The organism is Sphingomonas sp. Root710, assembly GCF_001429065.1.
Taxonomy (GTDB): domain Bacteria; phylum Pseudomonadota; class Alphaproteobacteria; order Sphingomonadales; family Sphingomonadaceae; genus Rhizorhabdus.
This window is the reverse complement of sequence record NZ_LMIB01000001.1, coordinates 1,303,762-1,320,466: the sequence shown is the minus strand read 5'-3', so window position 1 is coordinate 1,320,466 and position 16,705 is coordinate 1,303,762. Positions and strand designations below refer to the sequence as shown.

Here is a 16,705-nt window from a genome sequence, read left to right as displayed (position 1 = left end):
CGCGCGGAAGGCGGCGTCAGGCCAGCCGCACCGCGAAGTGCCGCGCGATCATACCTGCCTGAGCAGCTTGCGCGTCGTCATTCCAGATGTGGAACGACAACCTGATTATATGATCGCGCCGGTCGAAGCGCACATCCGCCGATGCGAAAGCATAGGATAAACCTTCCGGGTCGTCCGTTGTCAGACAGAGCGTGCCGCCACGATGGGCAACGTCGATCGTCACGCCCGCCGCCTCGGAAAACAAGCCTATCAGTCTGCGATTATGCGCGAGGATGGAGGGAACGCCGATCTCCCGGATCATCTCAACCCCCGCGGTCGCGATCACATAAGGTGCGATCGACGGGGTGCCACCCCAGAAGCGGCGCGCATCGGGCGCGTAGCGGAAATCATCGATATCGAAAGCGAACGGTTCAGCATGCGAGAACCAGCCGACATTTGCCGGCGTCGCGCGATCGATCAGGTTTGGCGTGGCCCAGAGGAAACCTGCTCCGGGCCCGCCGCAGAGCCATTTGACACAAGAGCCGATCAGGGCATCCACGCCCCAACTCTGCGTATCGATCGGGATTATGCCCGCGGATTGCGCGACGTCGACGATGGATATGGCGCCGGCTTTGCGGGCCCGCGCGGCGATGTCGGCGATCGGCGACACGCGGCCGCTGTTCGAATGGACATGCATCGCGATGACGGCCGCTACCCGATCGTCGATGGCGTCATGCCAGGTCGATTGCGCAGCGGGGTCGCCATCGAGCAGCTTCAGCCGGTAACCGAAGCGTTCGAACTGCCGTATCGCGAAGCCGATCGACGGGAAGGCGTGCCTCGATACGAGGAGCACGTCCTTGCCGGCGATGCGCGGCAAACCCGAGAGGAGGCTGAACAGCGCGGCGGATACGCCTGGCTGCGGGCATATCAGATCGGCGCGGGTGTCGAGCAACGTGGCGAGCGCGGAGCGGAAACGGTCGACCGCGCCGAGCCATAACGGCCAGCCATCCGATCCTTCGGTGCTCCAGGGCGCGAACAGGGAGTCGTCGATCGCGCGCCGCGCCGCGACCGGCAGACATCCCACCGAATGAGCGAGCAGATAAGGGCCGGACCCGGGGACTTCGAACAGATCCCGCGCGCTCGTCATGCCGCCTGATCGTGCGAGATGCTGTCGCGCACCTTGCCGTAGTGCGCGCCCCAGTCGTCGGTCATGGCGACGCGAACCTCCCAGAGTTCGGGGAAGAAGCGGTGCTTTGCGCCAGCCTGGAGCAGATCGACCGAGCGGCCCTTGAGCGAGGCCGATCCCATGCCGATCGAACGCTGGATCAGGAAGATGTGGTTCCAGCGGAATTTGCCGAACAGTTCGTCGAACTCGATCAGCGATTCCGCCACCGCATAGGCGGCGTCATGGGCATAATCCTGATCATAGATCGAGCGGATCGTGCGGCCCGCACCCGTGACATAGCGGGCGTCGAAGCTGCGCCACAGCTCGGGCACGATCTTGAGCAGGAGACGGAAGCCGGGCGATTCCTGGCCGCTGCCGTTACCGAGCTGGAGGCGGATTTGCTGATAGTCCTTGGGCGACATGGTCTCCAGCACATCCAGCTGTGCGGTCATCAGGCGGAGCAGCTGGTGACATCGGCCCAGCAGGGTCACGACGCGATGGGTCTCGCCCGCCTGAATATGATCGTCAGCCTCGATCAGCGTGTAGGCCATCAGCTTCATCCACAGTTCCTCGACCTGATGGACGATCTGGAACTGAAGCTCGTCGCGATTGACGAGATCGGCAAAATCCTTCTGGCAGGCGAGCAGCGAACCGGTGCGGAGGTAGAGCTCATAGTCGAGCGCCTCCGGAGCCTGCATCTCGGCGTATATCTTCGCGCGGTCCATCTCGCTCTCTCCAGTCTTTCGTTGCCAGGAGGATAGCATCGGAGGCCTGAGACATTGTTCGCAAAACGCACCATGAAGCGAGCCTTTATAGAACGATGGTAATTTGGATCGACTGATTGCGAAGCTATCGTGCTATGAGGCTCTTTTCACGAGGGCCGATGGGGTATAGCCTGAAACCATGCCCATCGATCAGATCGACCGCCAATTGCTCGCCCTTCTGGAAGGTGATGCCCGGCTGTCCTTTGCAAGCCTGGGTGAGGCCGTAGGCTTGTCGAAGACGCCTTGCTGGAAGCGCGTGCAGGCGTTGGAGGCGGCGGGCGCGATACGGGGTTATCATGCGACGGTCGATCCCGGCGCGCTCGATCTCGGAACGGCGGCGTTCGTGCGGATCAGTGTCAGATTCGACATGCATCAGGCATTTGAGGATGCGGTCCGCGCGCATCCGATGATCGTGAACTGTCACGCGACGGTGGGGGATACCGATTATCTGGCGCATATCCTGGCGCGCGACATGGCGGATCTAGATATCTTCCTGCGCAACGACCTGTGGCGTTTGCCGGGGGTCGAGCGCTTCACCACGACGATCGCGATGCGCGAGATCAAGACCGGCGGATCGATCACCGCCAATGCAGGACGCAAGGCATGACCGGACTTCGAACCCTTTACCCGTCGATCGAGCCTTATGCGACGGGGATGCTCGATGTCGGCGACGGCCACAGCATCTATTATGAGCGCGTCGGCACGCCTGGCGGCACACCAGCGGTTTTCCTGCATGGCGGGCCTGGCGGCGGGATTTCGCCCGACCATCGGCGGCTGTTCGATCCAGCGCGATATGATCTGCTGTTGTTCGACCAGCGCGGCTGCGGCCGGTCCACGCCGCATGCGGAGCTGGGCGCCAATACGACCTGGCATCTCGTCGACGACATCGAGCGGCTGCGCGCGCTGGCCGGGGCCGAGCAATGGCTGGTCTTTGGGGGGAGCTGGGGGTCGACACTGGCCCTGGCCTATGCTGAGACCCATCCCGAACGGGTAAGCGCGCTGATTCTGCGCGGCATCTTCATGGCGACGCAGGAGGAGGCGCGCTGGTATTATCAGTTCGGCGCGTCGCAGATGTTCCCCGACAAATGGGAGCGATTTCTGGCGCCAATTCCCGAGGCGGAGCGCGGCGACATGATCGCCGCCTATAACCGGCGCCTGACCGGCGACGACCGGCGGGCGCAACTCGAAGCAGCGAAGGCGTGGAGCCTGTGGGAGGGCGAGACGATCACGTTGCTGCCCAGCCCCGAACTGAGCACCGCGCATGGCGAAGACCATTTCGCGATCGCCTTCGCGCGGATCGAGAACCATTATTTCTTCAACGATTGCTGGCTGGAGCCGCAGCAATTGCTGCGCGATGCGGGACGGCTTCATGGCATCCCCGGAGCGATCATTCATGGCCGCTACGACATGCCTTGTCCGGCGCGTGCCGCCTGGGATCTACACAAGGCGTGGCCGGAGGCCGAGTTTCACCTGATCGAAGGTGCCGGGCACGCTTATAACGAGCCCGGAATATTGGATCAGCTGGTTAGAGCGACCGACCGGTTCGCATAAGAGAGGAAGAACGGATGGCGGGTTTCCTGAGGCGAAAACCGATCGCCGGAGTTGAGCAGCGCGCAGGCGGACTGAACCCGACCCTGTCCTGGCCGCATCTTGTCGCGCTGGGTGTTGGCGCGATCGTGGGCACCGGCATATTGACACTGATCGGCGTCGGGGCGGATCGGGCCGGACCATCGGTTCTGCTGTCTTTTGCGATTGCCGGTGCGATCTGCGCTTGCGCCGCTCTGTGCTACGCCGAACTCGCTGCGATGATGCCGACGGCGGGTAGCGCCTATACCTACAGCTATGCGGCGCTCGGCGAGATATTCGCGTGGGTGGTAGGGTGGAGCCTGATCCTCGAATATTCGCTTGTGGTGTCTACCGTCGCGGTCGGCTGGTCGGGTTATGCGACGCCGCTGCTGACCGGGATAGGGTTTCCCGCTGCGCTGACGCAGGGACCCGAGCTTGGCGGGCTGATCAACCTGCCGGCGATCTTCATCATCGCGGTGGTCGCCGGGCTGTTGCTGCTGGGGACGCGGGAGAGCGCGCGGGTCAACACTGTGCTCGTCGTGATCAAGATCGCGACGCTGTCGCTGTTCGTCGCGGTCACCTTGCCCTATTTCGATGCGCGCCATCTCCACCCATTCATGCCCTATGGTTTTGCATCCATCGCGGGACCCGACGGCGTGCAGCGCGGCGTGATGGCGGCCGCGGCGATCATCTTCTTCGCCTTCTACGGATTCGACGCGATTTCGACCGCGGCCGAGGAGACCAAGCGGCCCGAGCGCGACCTGGCGATCGGCATCGTCGGATCGATGGTGGCCTGCACGATCATCTATGTTCTCGTCGCCGCGGCGGCGGTCGGCGCGGTGCCGTTCACCGGTTTTGCGGACAGCCCCGAGCCACTGGCGCTGATCTTGCGCGACCTGGGGCGCCCCGGGGTCGCGCATATCATTGCGACGGCGGCGGTGATCGCGCTGCCGACGGTGTTGCTGGCCTTTCTTTATGGCCAGAGCCGCATCTTTCTGGCGATGGCGCGTGACGGTTTTCTCCCCCGGTCGCTGGCGCTGATCTCGCGGCGCGGCACGCCCGCGCGGATCACGACCGCGACGGCGGTACTGGTCGCGATCCTGGCGGGGCTACTGCCGATCGGCGAGATCGCGGCGCTGGCCAATGCCGGCACGCTGATCGCGTTCATGGCGGTGGGAGCCTGCCTGATCGTGTTGCGGCGGCGAAGCCCCGAACTGAAGCGTCCGTTCCGGACGCCGCTGTGGCTGTTCGTCGGCCTCGGCGCGACGCTGGGCTGCGCCTATCTGTTCGTCAGCCTGCCAGCGAAGACCCTGCTCTGGTGCCTTGTCTGGAACACGATCGGCATCGCCATCTACCTCGGCTATGCACATCGGCGCAGCATATTGCGAAATTGACCGCAAGGAACGGGACGCACACTCGCTGGAGATCCGGCAAGGCGATGGCATGACAATCATCGAGAGCCATGACTGGCACGCCGCCGCAGGCGATCTGGACGCGCGGGGCTGGACTATCCTGCCGGGACTGATTGGCGGGGCGCAATGCGATGCACTAGCGGCACTCTACGATCGGGAGAGCGGCTTTCGCAGCCATGTCGTGATGGAGCGGCACGGTTATGGGCGGGGGGAATATCGCTATTTCTCCTATCCGTTACCACCGCTCGTCGGCACGCTGAGGGCAACGCTCTATCCGCGGCTCGTCGACACCGCCAATCGCTGGCACGCACGGATGGGCATGAAGACGCGCTTTCCGCCGGCGCATCGGGATTTCCTGGAACGGTGCCATAGTGCGGGACAAGCGCGGCCGACGCCACTGCTGCTGCGCTACGGCGCAGGGGATTATAATTGCCTGCACCAGGATCTCTACGGCGAGCATGTGTTTCCGCTCCAGGCGGCGATTCTGTTGTCGGCGCCGGGCGAGGATTTCAGGGGTGGCGAGTTCGTGATGACCGAGCAGCGGCCCCGTATGCAGTCCCGCGCCGAGGTGGCGCCGCTATCAAAGGGCGACGCCGTGATCTTCGCCGTGACGCATCGCCCCCAGCGCGGAACGCGTGGCGATTATCGCGTGACGATGCGGCACGGCGTTAGCACGGTCCGGTCGGGCCGCCGCTACACGCTGGGTATCATCTTCCACGATGCGGCGTGAACCGCGACGATCAGGCGAAGCCGGGTATCTCCGTACCGGACTCCAGGGCGCGGCGTCCCTCCGAAAGCAACGGTTTCAATCGTGCGGATGGCAGGGCCTTGTCGAACGCCAGGCCGAAACGACTGCCGCGCACCCAAGCGGTGCGGGCCAGGATCTCGGAGCCCTTGCACACCACCCAGACGATCTCGCCTGACTGGGGCGGCATATCGGCATGGCCGAGCGCGCCGCTGCTCGACAGGTCGAGTAGGTGGATGCGCATCGGTCGTCCGCTCGCGAGGAGCGAAGCCTGAAGCAGGACGCGGGTACGCGATCCCTGGCGGGCATCTGGCCTGCCCCGGAAACCCAGGGCGGAAGCAATTGACATGGTACGCTACCTTTACAACCGCCGCCGGTACGGTCCGGTGGCGGATGATGCCGGGGTAACGGCCGAGCCAATATCATCCGGTTATGGGAAGTGGTGAACGCGGCGCTAAGCTTGATTCACTGGTTATCGTTGTTCGGAGCCGCAATCGCCGGAGGCAGTGGATACCGATATCCCGGCGATCTGCGTCGCGAAGGCGGGAAACTCCCTGGCCAGCCGGTCACTGCTAGCCGCTGCGAGGCGAAGTTCGTCGATGTCGAGGGGCGCCGTGAACCGGCAACCGGCGCGATTGCCCGCGATCCAGATCACTTCAGCCTCGCGCCATCCGACAAGGGGTACCTCTACCAAAATTATCGCGCCAGGAATGAGCTGGCCGGCATCTGCGGCCATCAGTCCTTCCTGCGATATGTCGGTCAAGGTGACGCCGCCGATCGTCGCGTCGTGCGGATCCGCGCCGTCGAGCGTCAGGCGGAGCCGGCTATGATGGTGGATCGCCAGGCGATGGCTCTGGCGACGGTCGGCAGAATTATGAAAAACGTCGTTCATCGAGGGTCCGTCTGGCATTTCCTTTTGACTGATTACCCCCGTAAATCAGCCGATATCCGACAACATATGCAGCACATCCGGCGATAAAAGCCGGATTATCCCTGATAGGTAGAATTGCGTAATGTTGGGGCGCGATGCTCCGAAGCGGATCAATCTCGGCAAGCCTTGACGTTTGTTCTCGTTATGATCAGGGTGTGCGCCAAATTAGGGGGACCATATGAGCCGATATCTACGCTGCTTCGTTGCGGCTGCCTTGGCAGTGGCGGCGGCACCGGCGCTCGCGCAATGGACGCCCGCGCCGGGCGGCGCGATGGTTGTCGGAGCGCAGGGGCTGCAGCCCGATCCGGCGACGAAGATGCGTCCGCTCAAGCTCGCCAGGCTGGTGGTCAAGATGAAGCGGGGTGAGACATTCGGCCAATACCGGACCGGCCTTTTATGCATGTTTCCGAAGGACATCGTCTGGTCGCGCGGGGGCAAATGGGACTTCGATATCGAAGAATTCGATGACGTATTTCGCGAGGAAATGGCTCAGGCGGGTTTTGCGATCGCCGGCAATCCGTCGAACCTGTTCGAGGACGAGAGCGACAGCAGGCCCGAATATCTGATTGGCGGCACGGTCAGCCAGATGCGAATGGACGTCTGCTATCCGACATCGGGCATAGGGGCGTTCGGCTCGGTAAAGAGCAAGGCGACGATCGACGTCGAATGGCAGGTTTATTCGGAGATCGAGCGCAAGGTCATCGGGACGGTCAAGACGAGCGGCAATGCGGAGGCCGCTGACGGCAGGCGACGGGGCGAGTTCAGCGCGGTGCTGGACGCCTTTGCCGTCGCGGTACGGAAGCTGGCTGATAATCAGCGGCTAAGAGCCGCGCTGACGGGGCCGATGACCGATCGCAACGTGGCACGTGCCGCCCCGCAGGGCCTGACGCCGTTGTCGATCAGGACATCGGTGATCGCGCCGGCCTCGGTAGCCGACGCCGTCGGATCCGCGGTTCTGATCTTTGCCGGCGGGCATGGCAGCGGATTCCTGATCAGCCCCGACGGTTATGTGCTGACCAACTATCATGTCGCGGGTGGCGGGCAATATGTGAAGGTGCGGTGGGCCGACGGTACGGAATCGCTTGGCGAGGTGATCCGTGGCGACAAGGCCCGCGACGTTGCGCTGATCAAGACCGATGCCAAGGGACGTGAGCCGCTGCGCCTGCGCCAACAGCCGGTGAAGATCGGCGAAGATATCTATGCGATCGGCGCGCCGCTGGACAAGAATCTCCAGAATACTGTCACCAAGGGTATCGTCTCGGCGACGCGGGTGATCGACGGTCTGAATTATTTCCAGGGCGATGTCGGCGTGACGTTCGGCAACAGCGGCGGCCCCATCATCGACAGCAAAGGGCAGGTGGTGGGCATGACCGTGTCTGGACGGGTCGATACGCCGATGGTGAACTTCTTCATACCGATCGCCGAAGCGCAATCATTTCTGGGTTTGCAGCTTCAGCCCCCGAAGTGATCGCGCTTTTCCGTACCGGATCGCGTAAAGTATTGGCACAAAGCGGCCGTTCCTGCATTGCGGGTGCATGACGTCCGACGTGAAAGAGACGCAACACCCCGATCCGGCCGGCTCGCCCTTGCGTATTCCGGTGTTCCGGGCGGTGTGGATGGCATCGATCCTGTCCAACTTCGGCGGGTTGATCCAGTCCGTCGGTGCCGCGTGGATGATGACCTCGCTGGTGTCGTCGCCGCAGATGGTGGCGCTGGTGCAGGCGTCGACCGCCTTGCCTTTCATGTCGCTCGCGCTGCTGGCTGGCGCGGTGGCGGACAATATCGATCGCCGGAAGGTGATGCTGGCCGCGCAGTTCTTCATGCTGGCAGTGTCGGCGGCTCTCGCCTTGTTCGCGTGGCAAGGCTGGTTGTCGCCATGGCTGCTGCTCGGCTTCACCTTCCTTATCGGTTGCGGCACCGCGATGAGCGGGCCCGCCTGGCAGGCGTCGGTGGGCGACATCGTGCCCCGCGCACAGATCGGCAAGGCGGTCGCGCTAAATTCGATGGGTTTCAACATTGCGCGCAGCGTCGGCCCGGCGATCGGCGGTGCTATCGTGGCGGCGGCTGGCGCGGCGGCGGCCTTCCTGGTGAATACGCTTTCCTATCTGGGTCTCATCATCGTGCTGCTGCGCTGGCGGCGGCCAGCCGAGCAACGGCGTTTGCCGCGCGAGGGACTGATCGTGGCAATGGGGGCCGGGTTGCGCTACGTCGCGATGTCGCCGCATCTGCGCATGGTGATAGGGCGGGCGATGTGCTTCGGCCTCGCCGCCAACACGGCCCCTGCGCTGATGCCGCTGATCGCGCGCGATCTGATCCAGGGCGGGCCGATGACCTTCGGTATACTGCTGGGGGCCTTCGGCGTCGGTGCGGTATTCGGCGGGCTTAGCAGTGGCCATGTGCGCGGCCGTCTCTCGACGGAGGCGACGATACGCCTAGCGTCGATCAGTCTGGCCGTGGGCACCGCAGTGGCCGGGTTGAGTTCACATATCGCAATCACGGTTATCGCGCTGATGGCGGCGGGTGGTAGCTGGGTGCTCGCGCTGTCGACCTTCAACATCACGATCCAGCTGGCCTCGCCTCGCTGGGTCGTCGCGCGAGCGCTGTCGGTCTATCAGATGACTGCGTTCGGCGGCATGGCGATAGGCGCCTGGGCGCTCGGGCTGGTGGCGGACCATCATGGAGTCGTGATCGCCCTGTTGGGCGGTGCGATAGCGCAGGGCGCGGTCATGCTGCTCGGCTTCGTGCTGCCGCTGCCACAGGCCGAGGATCTCAACCTCGATCCGATCAGCCAATGGACCGAGCCCGAGACGGCGGTGCCCCTTGAACCACGCAGCGGACCCGTTGTCGTGACGATCGAATATCGTATCGAATCGCATAATATCGCCGCCTTCCTGGCGACGATGACTGAGCGCCGTCGAATTCGCCGACGCGATGGCGCGCATGGCTGGACTTTGTTGCGCGACCTGCAAGATCCCGAATTGTGGATCGAGCGCTATCATGTCGCGACCTGGCTAGATTACATACGGCACAACCAGCGGCGCACCCATGCCGATGCCGAAAACATCGCTACGCTCCGCACCCTGCAGAAAGAGGGCGAACCGCTCCGCGTGCATCGGATGATCGAACGACAGACCGGATCGCTTCCCGACGCGCGCCGCCACGAACCGATTACGGCAAGCGACATCGTTTCCGACCCGGTGCGTTCCGCCTGAGCGGTGGCGGGCCGGCCCCGTTCAAGATAGCGAGCGGATGGTGGCGAGCTCGCGTTCATATATTTCGGCAATCCTGAGGTGAAGCTCGCGGATGGCTTCGGACGGTGCCAGCTCAGCAGCTTCCCGCTCTCGCTGGATCCTGCGCGTATAATGGCTGAGCTTCTCGTCGTTGATTTCGATCATGGAAATCCTCCGGAGATAGCTTCTCCGGCGCGGGCTGTAACATCAGCGGGCGCATTATCGCTGTGAACAATTGCAAATCGTCGGGTTTCGTAATGATGTGTTCAGGGGTCGTGGTGTCAAATGCTCCCATGACGTATCGTAATTCCAATATCGACCGAACCGGCGAGGCCGCGCCGGAGCCCTCCAGCGTCGCGCAGCTGCGTCGCGAAGCGCGGAAGGCCCGGTCGCTGGGAGATGCGGCGTTCAGCGACGATGCCCGCCAGCAGCTGTACGAGATCGCTGCGTCGCTGGACAGGGAGGCGACGCTCATGGAAGCCGCGCTTGCGGCGAAGGCGGGCCCGGCGGCGCGCAGGAGGCCCGCGACCGCGCATGTCGCCCCGCGCTGAAGATATTTTCTCTCGAGGAAAAATAATTCATTGACCAGGGGCAGGCGCTATTCGTACGCAGGTGCAGCATATGGGAGCTGCCCGCATGACCTCTCCGGATTTCCCGACGCCGACCCGACGCCAGCTTCTTACCATGATCGGCCGCAGCGCCGGAGCCGCCGGCTTGTATCAGGCGATGACCAGCCTCGGCCACGCGGCAGAGACGCAATTTTCCGGCCCTCCCAATCTATCCGGCGCCAAGAAGGGTAGTTCGGTCATCGTCCTGGGCGCCGGCCTGGCCGGGATGCTGGCGGCCTTTGAACTGCGCAAGGCGGGGTACGATGTTCAAATCCTGGAATATCAGGCGCGGGCCGGCGGCCGGAACTGGTCATTGCGGGGTGGCGACACCTACACCGAACTTGGTGGTGCGACGCAAAAAATTGCTTTCACTCCAGGCAATTATCTGAACCCCGGCCCGTGGCGCATTCCGCATCATCACCGTACCCTGCTGCACTATTGCAAGACGTTCGGCGTCGCGCTCGAACCGTTCATCCAGCTTAACCACAACAGCTTCTTTCATTCGGGCGATGCCTTTGGCGGCAAGCCGGTCCGCTACAAGGAGGTTGCTGCCGACTTCGATGGGCACGTCGCCGAACTGCTCGCGAAGTCGATCAACCAGAAAGCGCTCGACGCGGCCGTGACGAAGGAGGACGCCGAAGTTCTGCTCGAGGCGCTCCGCACCTGGGGAGGGCTCGACCATGACTTCGCCTATTCGAGCAGCCTCGCGAGCGCCAACCACCGCGGCTATGACCGGCCAGGCGGGGGCGGCATCAATGGCGAGCCGATCCCGTCCAAGCCCTTCGGTCTCAAGGACGTGCTCGACTCGCAGGCTTGGCGATCGATGGCCTTCTTCATGAATTACGAGATGCAGACGACGATGTTCCAGCCGGTCGGCGGCATGGACATGATCGGCAAGGCCTTTCAGAAGCAGGTCAAGGAGCTCATTACCCACAACGCCAAGGTGACCAAGATAGCGCAGGACGGCGCGGGCGTTACGATCAGCTATCAGGATGTCGGCTCCGGCGCGATGAAGGAGGCCAAGGCGGACTGGTGCGTGTGCACGATCCCGCTGTCGGTGCTGAGCCAGGTCGAGACCCAGGTGTCGCCCGCGATGCAGGCTGCGATCAAGGCGGTTCCCTATGGAGGCATGGTCAAGATCGGCCTGGAGATGCGCCGCCGCTTCTGGGAAGAAGATGATCACATCTATGGCGGGCACAGCTTTACCAGCCAGGATATCGGCCTGGTGTCCTATCCCAATTTCGATTTCTTCAACGACGGCCCTGCGGTGCTGCTCGGCGCCTTCGCGGCGGGGATCGGTGCGACCCGGCTCGCCGGGATGACGCCCGAAGAGCGGATCGAGGCCGCATTGGCGCAGGGGGCGGTGCTGCATGGCGAGAATTATCGCAAGGAATATCGAAGCGGCGCATCGGTGGCGTGGAGCCGGGTGCCATGGACGCTGGGCTGCTGCGCACGCTGGAACGACGACACCCGCAAGAAATATTATCAAACGCTGGTTGGCCTAGACGGGCGGATCGTGCTGGCCGGCGAGCATGCCTCCTATGTCGGCTGCTGGATGGAGGGTGCGCTGCTGTCCTCGATCGATGCGATAACCCGGCTCCACAAACGCGCTTCGGAGGCATGATCATGATCCGTCCCCTCCATTCCGCCGCGGCGTTGCTGATCATGGCGGCTGCGCCAGCTTTCGGGGCCGACGCGCCGGGCAGTATAGGCAGCAAGATTCCGCCGCCCGTCACCGGAGAGCAGGTCTACCGGCAGATTTGCCAGAGTTGCCACATGGCCGACGGCAAAGGCGGCACGGGCGCGGCGACGATACCGTCGCTCGCGAACAACAGCCGGTTGAAATATGCCGCCTACCCGCTGACGATCGTGGCCAAGGGGAAGGGAGCGATGCCGTGGCATAGCGACGTGCTGAAGCCCGCCCAGATCGCCGCGGTGGTAGGCTATGTCCGTACCCATTTCGGCAATGAGTATCAGGAACCGGTGACTGAGGCCGAAGCTGCCAAGCTGGCCGGCACGCCGCCGGTTGAGCGGCACTAGCGAGGGTCAGTCCGATAGCCGGCCATCGCTGATCCGGATCGTGCGCGCGGCCAGACGCGCCGCCTCGGCATGGTCATGGGTCACGTAGAAGACCGGGATGGCGATATCGACGAGCAGGGCCTCCAGCCAATCGAGCAAATTGCCGCGGGCGCCGCTGTCGAGGGCGGAGAGCGGTTCGTCCATCAGCAGCAGCCGCGGCTGGCTCAGCAGGGCACGAGCGATGCTGGCGCGCTGCGCCTCGCCACCCGACAAGCGTGAGGGCAGGCGATCGAGCAGATGCGCGATCCCGGTGTTTTCGATGATGGCGTCGCGAGCGAAAGGGCCCTGCGGCGCGCGGCGCTCGGCATAATCAAGATTTGCTGCGACGCTGAGATGCGGGAGCAGGCCGGCCCCTTGAAAAACATAACCGGTGCGCCGCAACTCGGGGGCGAGGAAGGTCTTTCCGTCCTGCCAGATTTCGCCGTCGACTACGATCCGGCCCGGGATCCGCGCAAGCCCGGCGAGCGCTCGCAGCACCGATGTCTTCCCCGAGCCCGAGGGACCGAGCAACGCCGTCACGCCCTGCGAGGGAGCATCGAATTCGATGCGCAGGGCGAAGTCGCCGCCGATCTTGCCGTTGAGCGCCAGAGCGATCGTCATGGCTGGACGTTCCCGATCCGCCGCTCGACTAGAAGCAAGGCGAGCAGGGCGGCAAAGGAGAAGAAGACGAGCAGAGCGGCAATCCGGTGCGCCTCGCCGAACTGGAGACTCTCGACGAGCTGGTAGATACGGGTCGAGAGCACTTCGGTCTTACCCGGGATATTGCCGCCAATCATCAGCACCACACCGAACTCGCCGACGGTGTGCGCGAACACCAGGATCGCCGCCGACAGAAAACCACGGCGGGAGAGGGGGAGCGCAACCGTCAGGAAACGGTCGAGATGCTTCGCCCCCATTGTCGCTGCGATTTCGAGGGGGCGGTCGCCGATCGCTTCGAAGGCGGTGCGCAGCGGCTGCACCGCGAAGGGCAATGAATAGAAGAGCGAACCGATGACGAGCCCGGTGAAGCTGAAGGCCAGGGTGCGGATGCCGAAAGGCTGGAGCAGCGCCATCAAGGGGCTGTTCGGGCCGAGCGCGATCAGGACGTAGAAGCCGATCACCGTCGGTGGGAGAACGAGCGGCAAGGCCGAGATCGCGCCGACGACCTCCTTCCACCAGACACGCGAGCGGGCGAGCCACCAGGCCAAAGGGGTGGCTAACAGGATCAACAGGATCGTGGTGACGAGCGCCAGCTCGGCGGTCGTCGCCAGGACAAGGCCCATCAGTTACAAGCCATCGGGTTATCGGGCGGCATAGCCATAGCGCTTGATGATGGCGAGCGCGGGGCGGCTTTTCAAATATTTGATGAAGGCGACGGCCGCCGGATTCTTCTCGCCCGTCCTGAGCAGCACTGCCTGCTGATCGATCGGGGTGTGGAGTTTTGCCGGGACAAGCCAGCGCGAACCGTCAGGTACGGCGATCACCTGGCCGAGTGCTACGAAGCCAAGCTGCGCCGCGCCGGTAGAGGTGAACTGATAAGCCTGGGCGATCGAGCTGCCCGTGACGAGCTTCGGCTTGAGCATTTCGTAGATTCCCAGGCTCTGCAGTGTTTCGACCGCAGCGACGCCATAGGGAGCAGTGGCGGGATCGGCGATCGCGACTTTGTCGAACTTGCCTGTCCTGAGGACCGCCCCCTTACCGTCGACGAGACCCCGTTTCGCCGAATAGAGGACAAGCTGACCGACCGCGTAGGTAAAGCGGGTGCCCGGCACGGCGAGGCCTTCCTTTTCTGCCTTGGCGGGCCGCTCCGTGTCTGCCGACAGAAAGACCTCGAACGGCGCGCCATGGCTGATCTGGGTATAAAAAGCTCCCGACGCACCGAAGGCGAGCACAGCCTTGTGACCGGTTGCCCTTTCGAAGCCGGCGGCGATCTCCTTGGCGGGTTCGGTGAAATTGGCGGCGACGGCGACTTGGGTCTCGGCCGCAGCGGCTGGGATGGCGAGAAGCGCCGCGAAAAGTGTCCATAGGCATGTAGGCAAGGTGGCGATGCGCACGGCATTTCCTTCCGGCAACGAAGTTGCGCGGCAATGCTATATCCATTCGTATATGGCAAGCTTCCTCAACTCGGCGGAAGCGGCTTTTCCCGGAGCAGCGGAGACAGGGCGTCGAGGCTGCCAGCGTCGGCGGTTTCGAGCAGGCGGCTTTCCAGTGCGCGATAGGCGGCGAGCACCTGTTTGCCACACGGCGTGATCCGTGCGCCCTTATCGCTACCGCCGCCGGGGGTAGTATCCACGAGCTTGTCGACCCAACAGCGGTTCATGCTGTCGACGAGCAGCCAGGTCCGCCGATAGCTCATGCCCAACGCCCGGCCTGCTGCCGAAATCGAACCCTCGCGGTCGATCGCTTCGAGCAGGTCGGCCTTACCGGGCCCCATGGCGGGTTCGTCGCCGCAGAAGATTTGTGCCTTGAGTTTCAGGGGGCCGAGACGGGGAACCATAGCTTCGCATAGCAGCCGGTCACTGGCTTGTCCCGACCCGAACGAGGGTCGAACATTATTACTATCAAATCGGTAGGGAAAACTTTCTTCAGGCCTCAGCAACGCAGGGGTACGAAAGAAGCATAGTGTGAGAAGAGAAATGTATGACCGAACTCCATGACGAGACGACCGCCGCGCCGCCCGGCCAATATTGGGATATCGACGCGATCACCGCCGAACTGCGCGATGCCCGCGAAGACTGGCGCAGCGCGCATAAGCGCCATGCCGAATATGGCGCGGTCGGTTTTCCGTCACGGCATGTCCTCGGCAAGATCATGGATGCGCTGTGCGGCGCGCTGTTTCCGCTGCGACTGGGGCCCAGCTTCGTGCGCGCGCACAATGAAGAGGCGTTCGTGGCTGAAACATTGCAGACCGCCTTGAGCCGGCTATATGGCCAGATTCGGCTGGAACTCGGCTATTCGATTGGCGCTACATCGCCCGAACTGGTCGACGGCGAGGCGGGACGGATCATCGGGCATTTCGCGACCAAGCTGCCCGCGCTGCGGCGGTTGATCGATACCGATGTCGAGGCGGCCTATGCCGGCGACCCGGCGGCGCGCAGCGTCGATGAGGTGCTGCTCTGCTACCCTTGCGTGATCGCGATCGTGCATCACCGGTTGGCGCATCTGCTCCACGGGCTCGGCGCGCCGCTGGTCGCGCGGATCATTTCCGAGCTCGCTAATTCGCGGACCGGGATCGACATCCATCCGGGGGCATCGATCGGCGAGTCCTTCTTCATCGATCATGGAACCGGGCTGGTGATCGGCGAGACCGCAGTGATCGGCAAGCGGGTGCGGCTCTATCAGGCGGTGACGCTGGGCGCGCGCAGCTTTCCGGCGGATGCCGATGGCGCGCTGCGGCGTGGGTTGGCGCGTCATCCGATCGTCGAGGACGATGTCGTCATCTATGCGGGCGCGACGATCCTCGGCCGAGTGACGATCGGCGCGGGATCGACGATCGGCGGCAATGTCTGGCTGACCAGTAGCGTGCCGCCGGGCAGCACGATCAGCCAGGCACGGGCGCATCGCGATGCATCGTCCGAACTGCTCGACCTGCTGGGTGATAGCGATGTCGCTTGAGCTTTCGCCGCTGTGCCTGGTCGTGCCGGGGCTCGACAATTCGGGGCCAGACCATTGGCAGAGCCTATGGGAGGAACGGCGCAGCGATTGCCGCCGGGTCGATCTCGGCTGCTGGTCGGAGCCTGACCGGCGCATCTGGACCGAACGGCTCGACGCCGCGCTGGCGATGACCGATGGGCCGATCGTGTTGATCGCGCACAGCCTGGGCTGCCTGACGATCGCCTGGTGGGCACTGGGCGCTGCGCCGGAGAAGCTGGCGCGGATCAAGGGAGCCCTGCTGGTCGCGCCGCCGGATGTCGATGCGGGGGACGCCCATCCCTTCGTGCGCCGCTTTGCGCCAGCGCCGGCGCGGCTGCTGCCCTTTCCCTCGATCCTCGTCGCCAGCCGCGATGATCGCTATGCGGCGTTCGACCGGTTGGAGGCGCTGGCGCGTGCCTGGGGCAGCCGCTTCGTCGATGTCGGGCAGGCCGGGCATATCAATGCCAGCTCGGGCCTCGGCTATTGGCCTGATGGCGAGGCGCTGCTGGAGGAATTGCTTGAGGAACAGGCCGGACCGAGGCGGACCCCGATCCGGCCGCATGTTCAGCGCGACTGGTAACATGTTGTGATGCGTGATGGCTGGATGACTTTTC

Annotated in this window: 20 protein-coding genes; 11 read left to right on the top strand and 9 right to left on the bottom strand. The window is 63.8% G+C overall.

The annotated features are described in order from the left end of the window. Window positions 1–16: 16 nt before the first annotated feature. Together ASE00_RS06150 and ASE00_RS06145 are read right to left on the bottom strand one after the other, a co-directional pair. Window positions 17–1,126, bottom strand: coding sequence for an aminotransferase class V-fold PLP-dependent enzyme (locus tag ASE00_RS06150; protein ID WP_056378251.1), 1,110 nt, complete (start codon window positions 1,124–1,126; stop codon window positions 17–19). After that, the gene (locus ASE00_RS06145; protein ID WP_056378250.1) at window positions 1,123–1,869 is read right to left on the bottom strand and encodes a tryptophan 2,3-dioxygenase family protein; all 747 of its coding nucleotides are present in this window, start codon (window positions 1,867–1,869) and stop codon (window positions 1,123–1,125) included. Before ASE00_RS06145 ends, ASE00_RS06150 begins: the two co-directional genes overlap by 4 nt. Before the next feature lie 178 nt (window positions 1,870–2,047). Between ASE00_RS06145 and ASE00_RS06140 the strand changes: the two genes are divergently transcribed. The 4 genes from ASE00_RS06140 to ASE00_RS06125 are packed head-to-tail and all read left to right on the top strand — an operon-like array spanning window position 2,048 to window position 5,616. Continuing rightward, the gene (locus ASE00_RS06140; protein ID WP_056378249.1) at window positions 2,048–2,515 is read left to right on the top strand and encodes an Lrp/AsnC family transcriptional regulator; all 468 of its coding nucleotides are present in this window, start codon (window positions 2,048–2,050) and stop codon (window positions 2,513–2,515) included. Then, complete coding sequence (gene pip, locus ASE00_RS06135; protein WP_056378248.1) at window positions 2,512–3,459, top strand: prolyl aminopeptidase; 948 nt, start codon at window positions 2,512–2,514, stop codon at window positions 3,457–3,459. The genes ASE00_RS06140 and pip overlap by 4 nt, the downstream gene beginning before the upstream one ends. A gap of 14 nt (window positions 3,460–3,473) precedes the next feature. After that, a complete protein-coding gene (locus tag ASE00_RS06130; RefSeq protein ID WP_056378247.1) occupies window positions 3,474–4,868 on the top strand; it encodes an amino acid permease in 1,395 nt (464 codons plus the stop codon). Window positions 4,869–4,917: 49 nt separating this feature from the next. Continuing rightward, the gene (locus ASE00_RS06125) at window positions 4,918–5,616 is read left to right on the top strand and encodes a 2OG-Fe(II) oxygenase (protein ID WP_056379374.1); all 699 of its coding nucleotides are present in this window, start codon (window positions 4,918–4,920) and stop codon (window positions 5,614–5,616) included. A gap of 10 nt (window positions 5,617–5,626) precedes the next feature. On the opposite strand, the gene ASE00_RS06120 is transcribed toward ASE00_RS06125, so the two are convergent. Both ASE00_RS06120 and ASE00_RS06115 read right to left on the bottom strand, forming a co-directional pair. After that, the gene (locus ASE00_RS06120; protein ID WP_056378246.1) at window positions 5,627–5,980 is read right to left on the bottom strand and encodes a PilZ domain-containing protein; all 354 of its coding nucleotides are present in this window, start codon (window positions 5,978–5,980) and stop codon (window positions 5,627–5,629) included. A gap of 123 nt (window positions 5,981–6,103) precedes the next feature. Then, a complete protein-coding gene (locus ASE00_RS06115) occupies window positions 6,104–6,523 on the bottom strand; it encodes a PilZ domain-containing protein (RefSeq protein ID WP_082594567.1) in 420 nt (139 codons plus the stop codon). Between the two features lie 217 nt (window positions 6,524–6,740). On the opposite strand from ASE00_RS06115, the gene ASE00_RS06110 reads away from it, so the two are divergent. Continuing rightward, window positions 6,741–8,030 carry a S1C family serine protease gene (locus ASE00_RS06110; protein WP_082594482.1) on the top strand — a complete coding sequence of 430 codons (1,290 nt, stop codon included), beginning with the start codon at window positions 6,741–6,743 and terminating at the stop codon, window positions 8,028–8,030. A gap of 67 nt (window positions 8,031–8,097) precedes the next feature. Beyond that, on the top strand, window positions 8,098–9,774 hold the full coding sequence (locus tag ASE00_RS06105) for an MFS transporter (RefSeq protein WP_056378243.1): 1,677 nt from the start codon (window positions 8,098–8,100) through the stop codon (window positions 9,772–9,774). A 21-nt stretch (window positions 9,775–9,795) separates the two neighbouring features. Here the strand turns inward: ASE00_RS06105 and ASE00_RS23325 are convergent, their stop codons facing one another. Further along, window positions 9,796–9,957, bottom strand: a complete 162-nt coding sequence (locus ASE00_RS23325) for a hypothetical protein (RefSeq protein WP_156405289.1) — start codon at window positions 9,955–9,957, stop codon at window positions 9,796–9,798. 128 nt (window positions 9,958–10,085) lie between these two features. Between ASE00_RS23325 and ASE00_RS06100 the strand changes: the two genes are divergently transcribed. From ASE00_RS06100 to ASE00_RS06090, 3 genes are all read left to right on the top strand, one after another. Next, window positions 10,086–10,343, top strand: a complete 258-nt coding sequence (locus tag ASE00_RS06100; RefSeq protein WP_056378242.1) for a hypothetical protein — start codon at window positions 10,086–10,088, stop codon at window positions 10,341–10,343. Between the two features lie 85 nt (window positions 10,344–10,428). After that, on the top strand, window positions 10,429–12,024 hold the full coding sequence (locus ASE00_RS06095; protein ID WP_056378241.1) for a flavin monoamine oxidase family protein: 1,596 nt from the start codon (window positions 10,429–10,431) through the stop codon (window positions 12,022–12,024). A 2-nt stretch (window positions 12,025–12,026) separates the two neighbouring features. Continuing rightward, entirely contained in the window at window positions 12,027–12,440 is a 414-nt protein-coding gene (locus tag ASE00_RS06090; RefSeq protein WP_235538548.1) for a c-type cytochrome, read from the top strand. Between the two features lie 6 nt (window positions 12,441–12,446). Here the strand turns inward: ASE00_RS06090 and ASE00_RS06085 are convergent, their stop codons facing one another. The 4 genes from ASE00_RS06085 to ASE00_RS06070 all read right to left on the bottom strand — a co-directional run bounded on the left by ASE00_RS06085 (window position 12,447) and on the right by ASE00_RS06070 (window position 14,955). After that, on the bottom strand, window positions 12,447–13,079 hold the full coding sequence (locus ASE00_RS06085) for an ATP-binding cassette domain-containing protein (protein ID WP_056378239.1): 633 nt from the start codon (window positions 13,077–13,079) through the stop codon (window positions 12,447–12,449). Beyond that, the gene (gene modB, locus ASE00_RS06080) at window positions 13,076–13,741 is read right to left on the bottom strand and encodes a molybdate ABC transporter permease subunit (RefSeq protein WP_056378238.1); all 666 of its coding nucleotides are present in this window, start codon (window positions 13,739–13,741) and stop codon (window positions 13,076–13,078) included. Before modB ends, ASE00_RS06085 begins: the two co-directional genes overlap by 4 nt. 18 nt (window positions 13,742–13,759) lie before the next feature. Continuing rightward, a complete protein-coding gene (gene modA, locus ASE00_RS06075) occupies window positions 13,760–14,512 on the bottom strand; it encodes a molybdate ABC transporter substrate-binding protein (RefSeq protein ID WP_056379372.1) in 753 nt (250 codons plus the stop codon). Between the two features lie 65 nt (window positions 14,513–14,577). Then, a complete protein-coding gene (locus tag ASE00_RS06070) occupies window positions 14,578–14,955 on the bottom strand; it encodes a winged helix-turn-helix domain-containing protein (RefSeq protein ID WP_056378237.1) in 378 nt (125 codons plus the stop codon). A 143-nt stretch (window positions 14,956–15,098) separates the two neighbouring features. Here ASE00_RS06070 and epsC point away from each other — a divergent pair, with 143 nt between their 5' ends. Both epsC and ASE00_RS06060 read left to right on the top strand, forming a co-directional pair. Next, window positions 15,099–16,073, top strand: coding sequence for a serine O-acetyltransferase EpsC (gene epsC, locus ASE00_RS06065; protein WP_056378236.1), 975 nt, complete (start codon window positions 15,099–15,101; stop codon window positions 16,071–16,073). Then, window positions 16,063–16,671, top strand: a complete 609-nt coding sequence (locus ASE00_RS06060; protein ID WP_056378235.1) for an RBBP9/YdeN family alpha/beta hydrolase — start codon at window positions 16,063–16,065, stop codon at window positions 16,669–16,671. Before epsC ends, ASE00_RS06060 begins: the two co-directional genes overlap by 11 nt. The last annotated feature ends 34 nt before the right edge of the window (window positions 16,672–16,705 follow it).

Excerpts from the sequence above, each read along its gene's own strand:
- ASE00_RS23325 (WP_156405289.1), bottom strand. The coding sequence starts at position 9,957 with ATGATCGAAATCAACGACGAGAAGCTCAGCCATTATACGCGCAGGATC.
- ASE00_RS06120 (WP_056378246.1), bottom strand. The coding sequence starts at position 5,980 with ATGTCAATTGCTTCCGCCCTGGGTTTCCGGGGCAGGCCAGATGCCCGC.
- ASE00_RS06060 (WP_056378235.1), top strand. The coding sequence starts at position 16,063 with ATGTCGCTTGAGCTTTCGCCGCTGTGCCTGGTCGTGCCGGGGCTCGAC.
- ASE00_RS06115 (WP_082594567.1), bottom strand. The coding sequence starts at position 6,523 with ATGAACGACGTTTTTCATAATTCTGCCGACCGTCGCCAGAGCCATCGC.
- epsC (WP_056378236.1), top strand. The coding sequence starts at position 15,099 with ATGACCGAACTCCATGACGAGACGACCGCCGCGCCGCCCGGCCAATAT.
- ASE00_RS06140 (WP_056378249.1), top strand. The coding sequence starts at position 2,048 with ATGCCCATCGATCAGATCGACCGCCAATTGCTCGCCCTTCTGGAAGGT.
- ASE00_RS06070 (WP_056378237.1), bottom strand. The coding sequence starts at position 14,955 with ATGGTTCCCCGTCTCGGCCCCCTGAAACTCAAGGCACAAATCTTCTGC.
- ASE00_RS06105 (WP_056378243.1), top strand. The coding sequence starts at position 8,098 with ATGACGTCCGACGTGAAAGAGACGCAACACCCCGATCCGGCCGGCTCG.
- pip (WP_056378248.1), top strand. The coding sequence starts at position 2,512 with ATGACCGGACTTCGAACCCTTTACCCGTCGATCGAGCCTTATGCGACG.
- ASE00_RS06150 (WP_056378251.1), bottom strand. The coding sequence starts at position 1,126 with ATGACGAGCGCGCGGGATCTGTTCGAAGTCCCCGGGTCCGGCCCTTAT.
- modB (WP_056378238.1), bottom strand. The coding sequence starts at position 13,741 with ATGGGCCTTGTCCTGGCGACGACCGCCGAGCTGGCGCTCGTCACCACG.
- ASE00_RS06085 (WP_056378239.1), bottom strand. The coding sequence starts at position 13,079 with ATGACGATCGCTCTGGCGCTCAACGGCAAGATCGGCGGCGACTTCGCC.
- ASE00_RS06090 (WP_235538548.1), top strand. The coding sequence starts at position 12,027 with ATGATCCGTCCCCTCCATTCCGCCGCGGCGTTGCTGATCATGGCGGCT.
- ASE00_RS06125 (WP_056379374.1), top strand. The coding sequence starts at position 4,918 with ATGACAATCATCGAGAGCCATGACTGGCACGCCGCCGCAGGCGATCTG.
- ASE00_RS06095 (WP_056378241.1), top strand. The coding sequence starts at position 10,429 with ATGACCTCTCCGGATTTCCCGACGCCGACCCGACGCCAGCTTCTTACC.
- ASE00_RS06100 (WP_056378242.1), top strand. The coding sequence starts at position 10,086 with ATGACGTATCGTAATTCCAATATCGACCGAACCGGCGAGGCCGCGCCG.
- ASE00_RS06130 (WP_056378247.1), top strand. The coding sequence starts at position 3,474 with ATGGCGGGTTTCCTGAGGCGAAAACCGATCGCCGGAGTTGAGCAGCGC.
- ASE00_RS06145 (WP_056378250.1), bottom strand. The coding sequence starts at position 1,869 with ATGGACCGCGCGAAGATATACGCCGAGATGCAGGCTCCGGAGGCGCTC.
- ASE00_RS06110 (WP_082594482.1), top strand. The coding sequence starts at position 6,741 with ATGAGCCGATATCTACGCTGCTTCGTTGCGGCTGCCTTGGCAGTGGCG.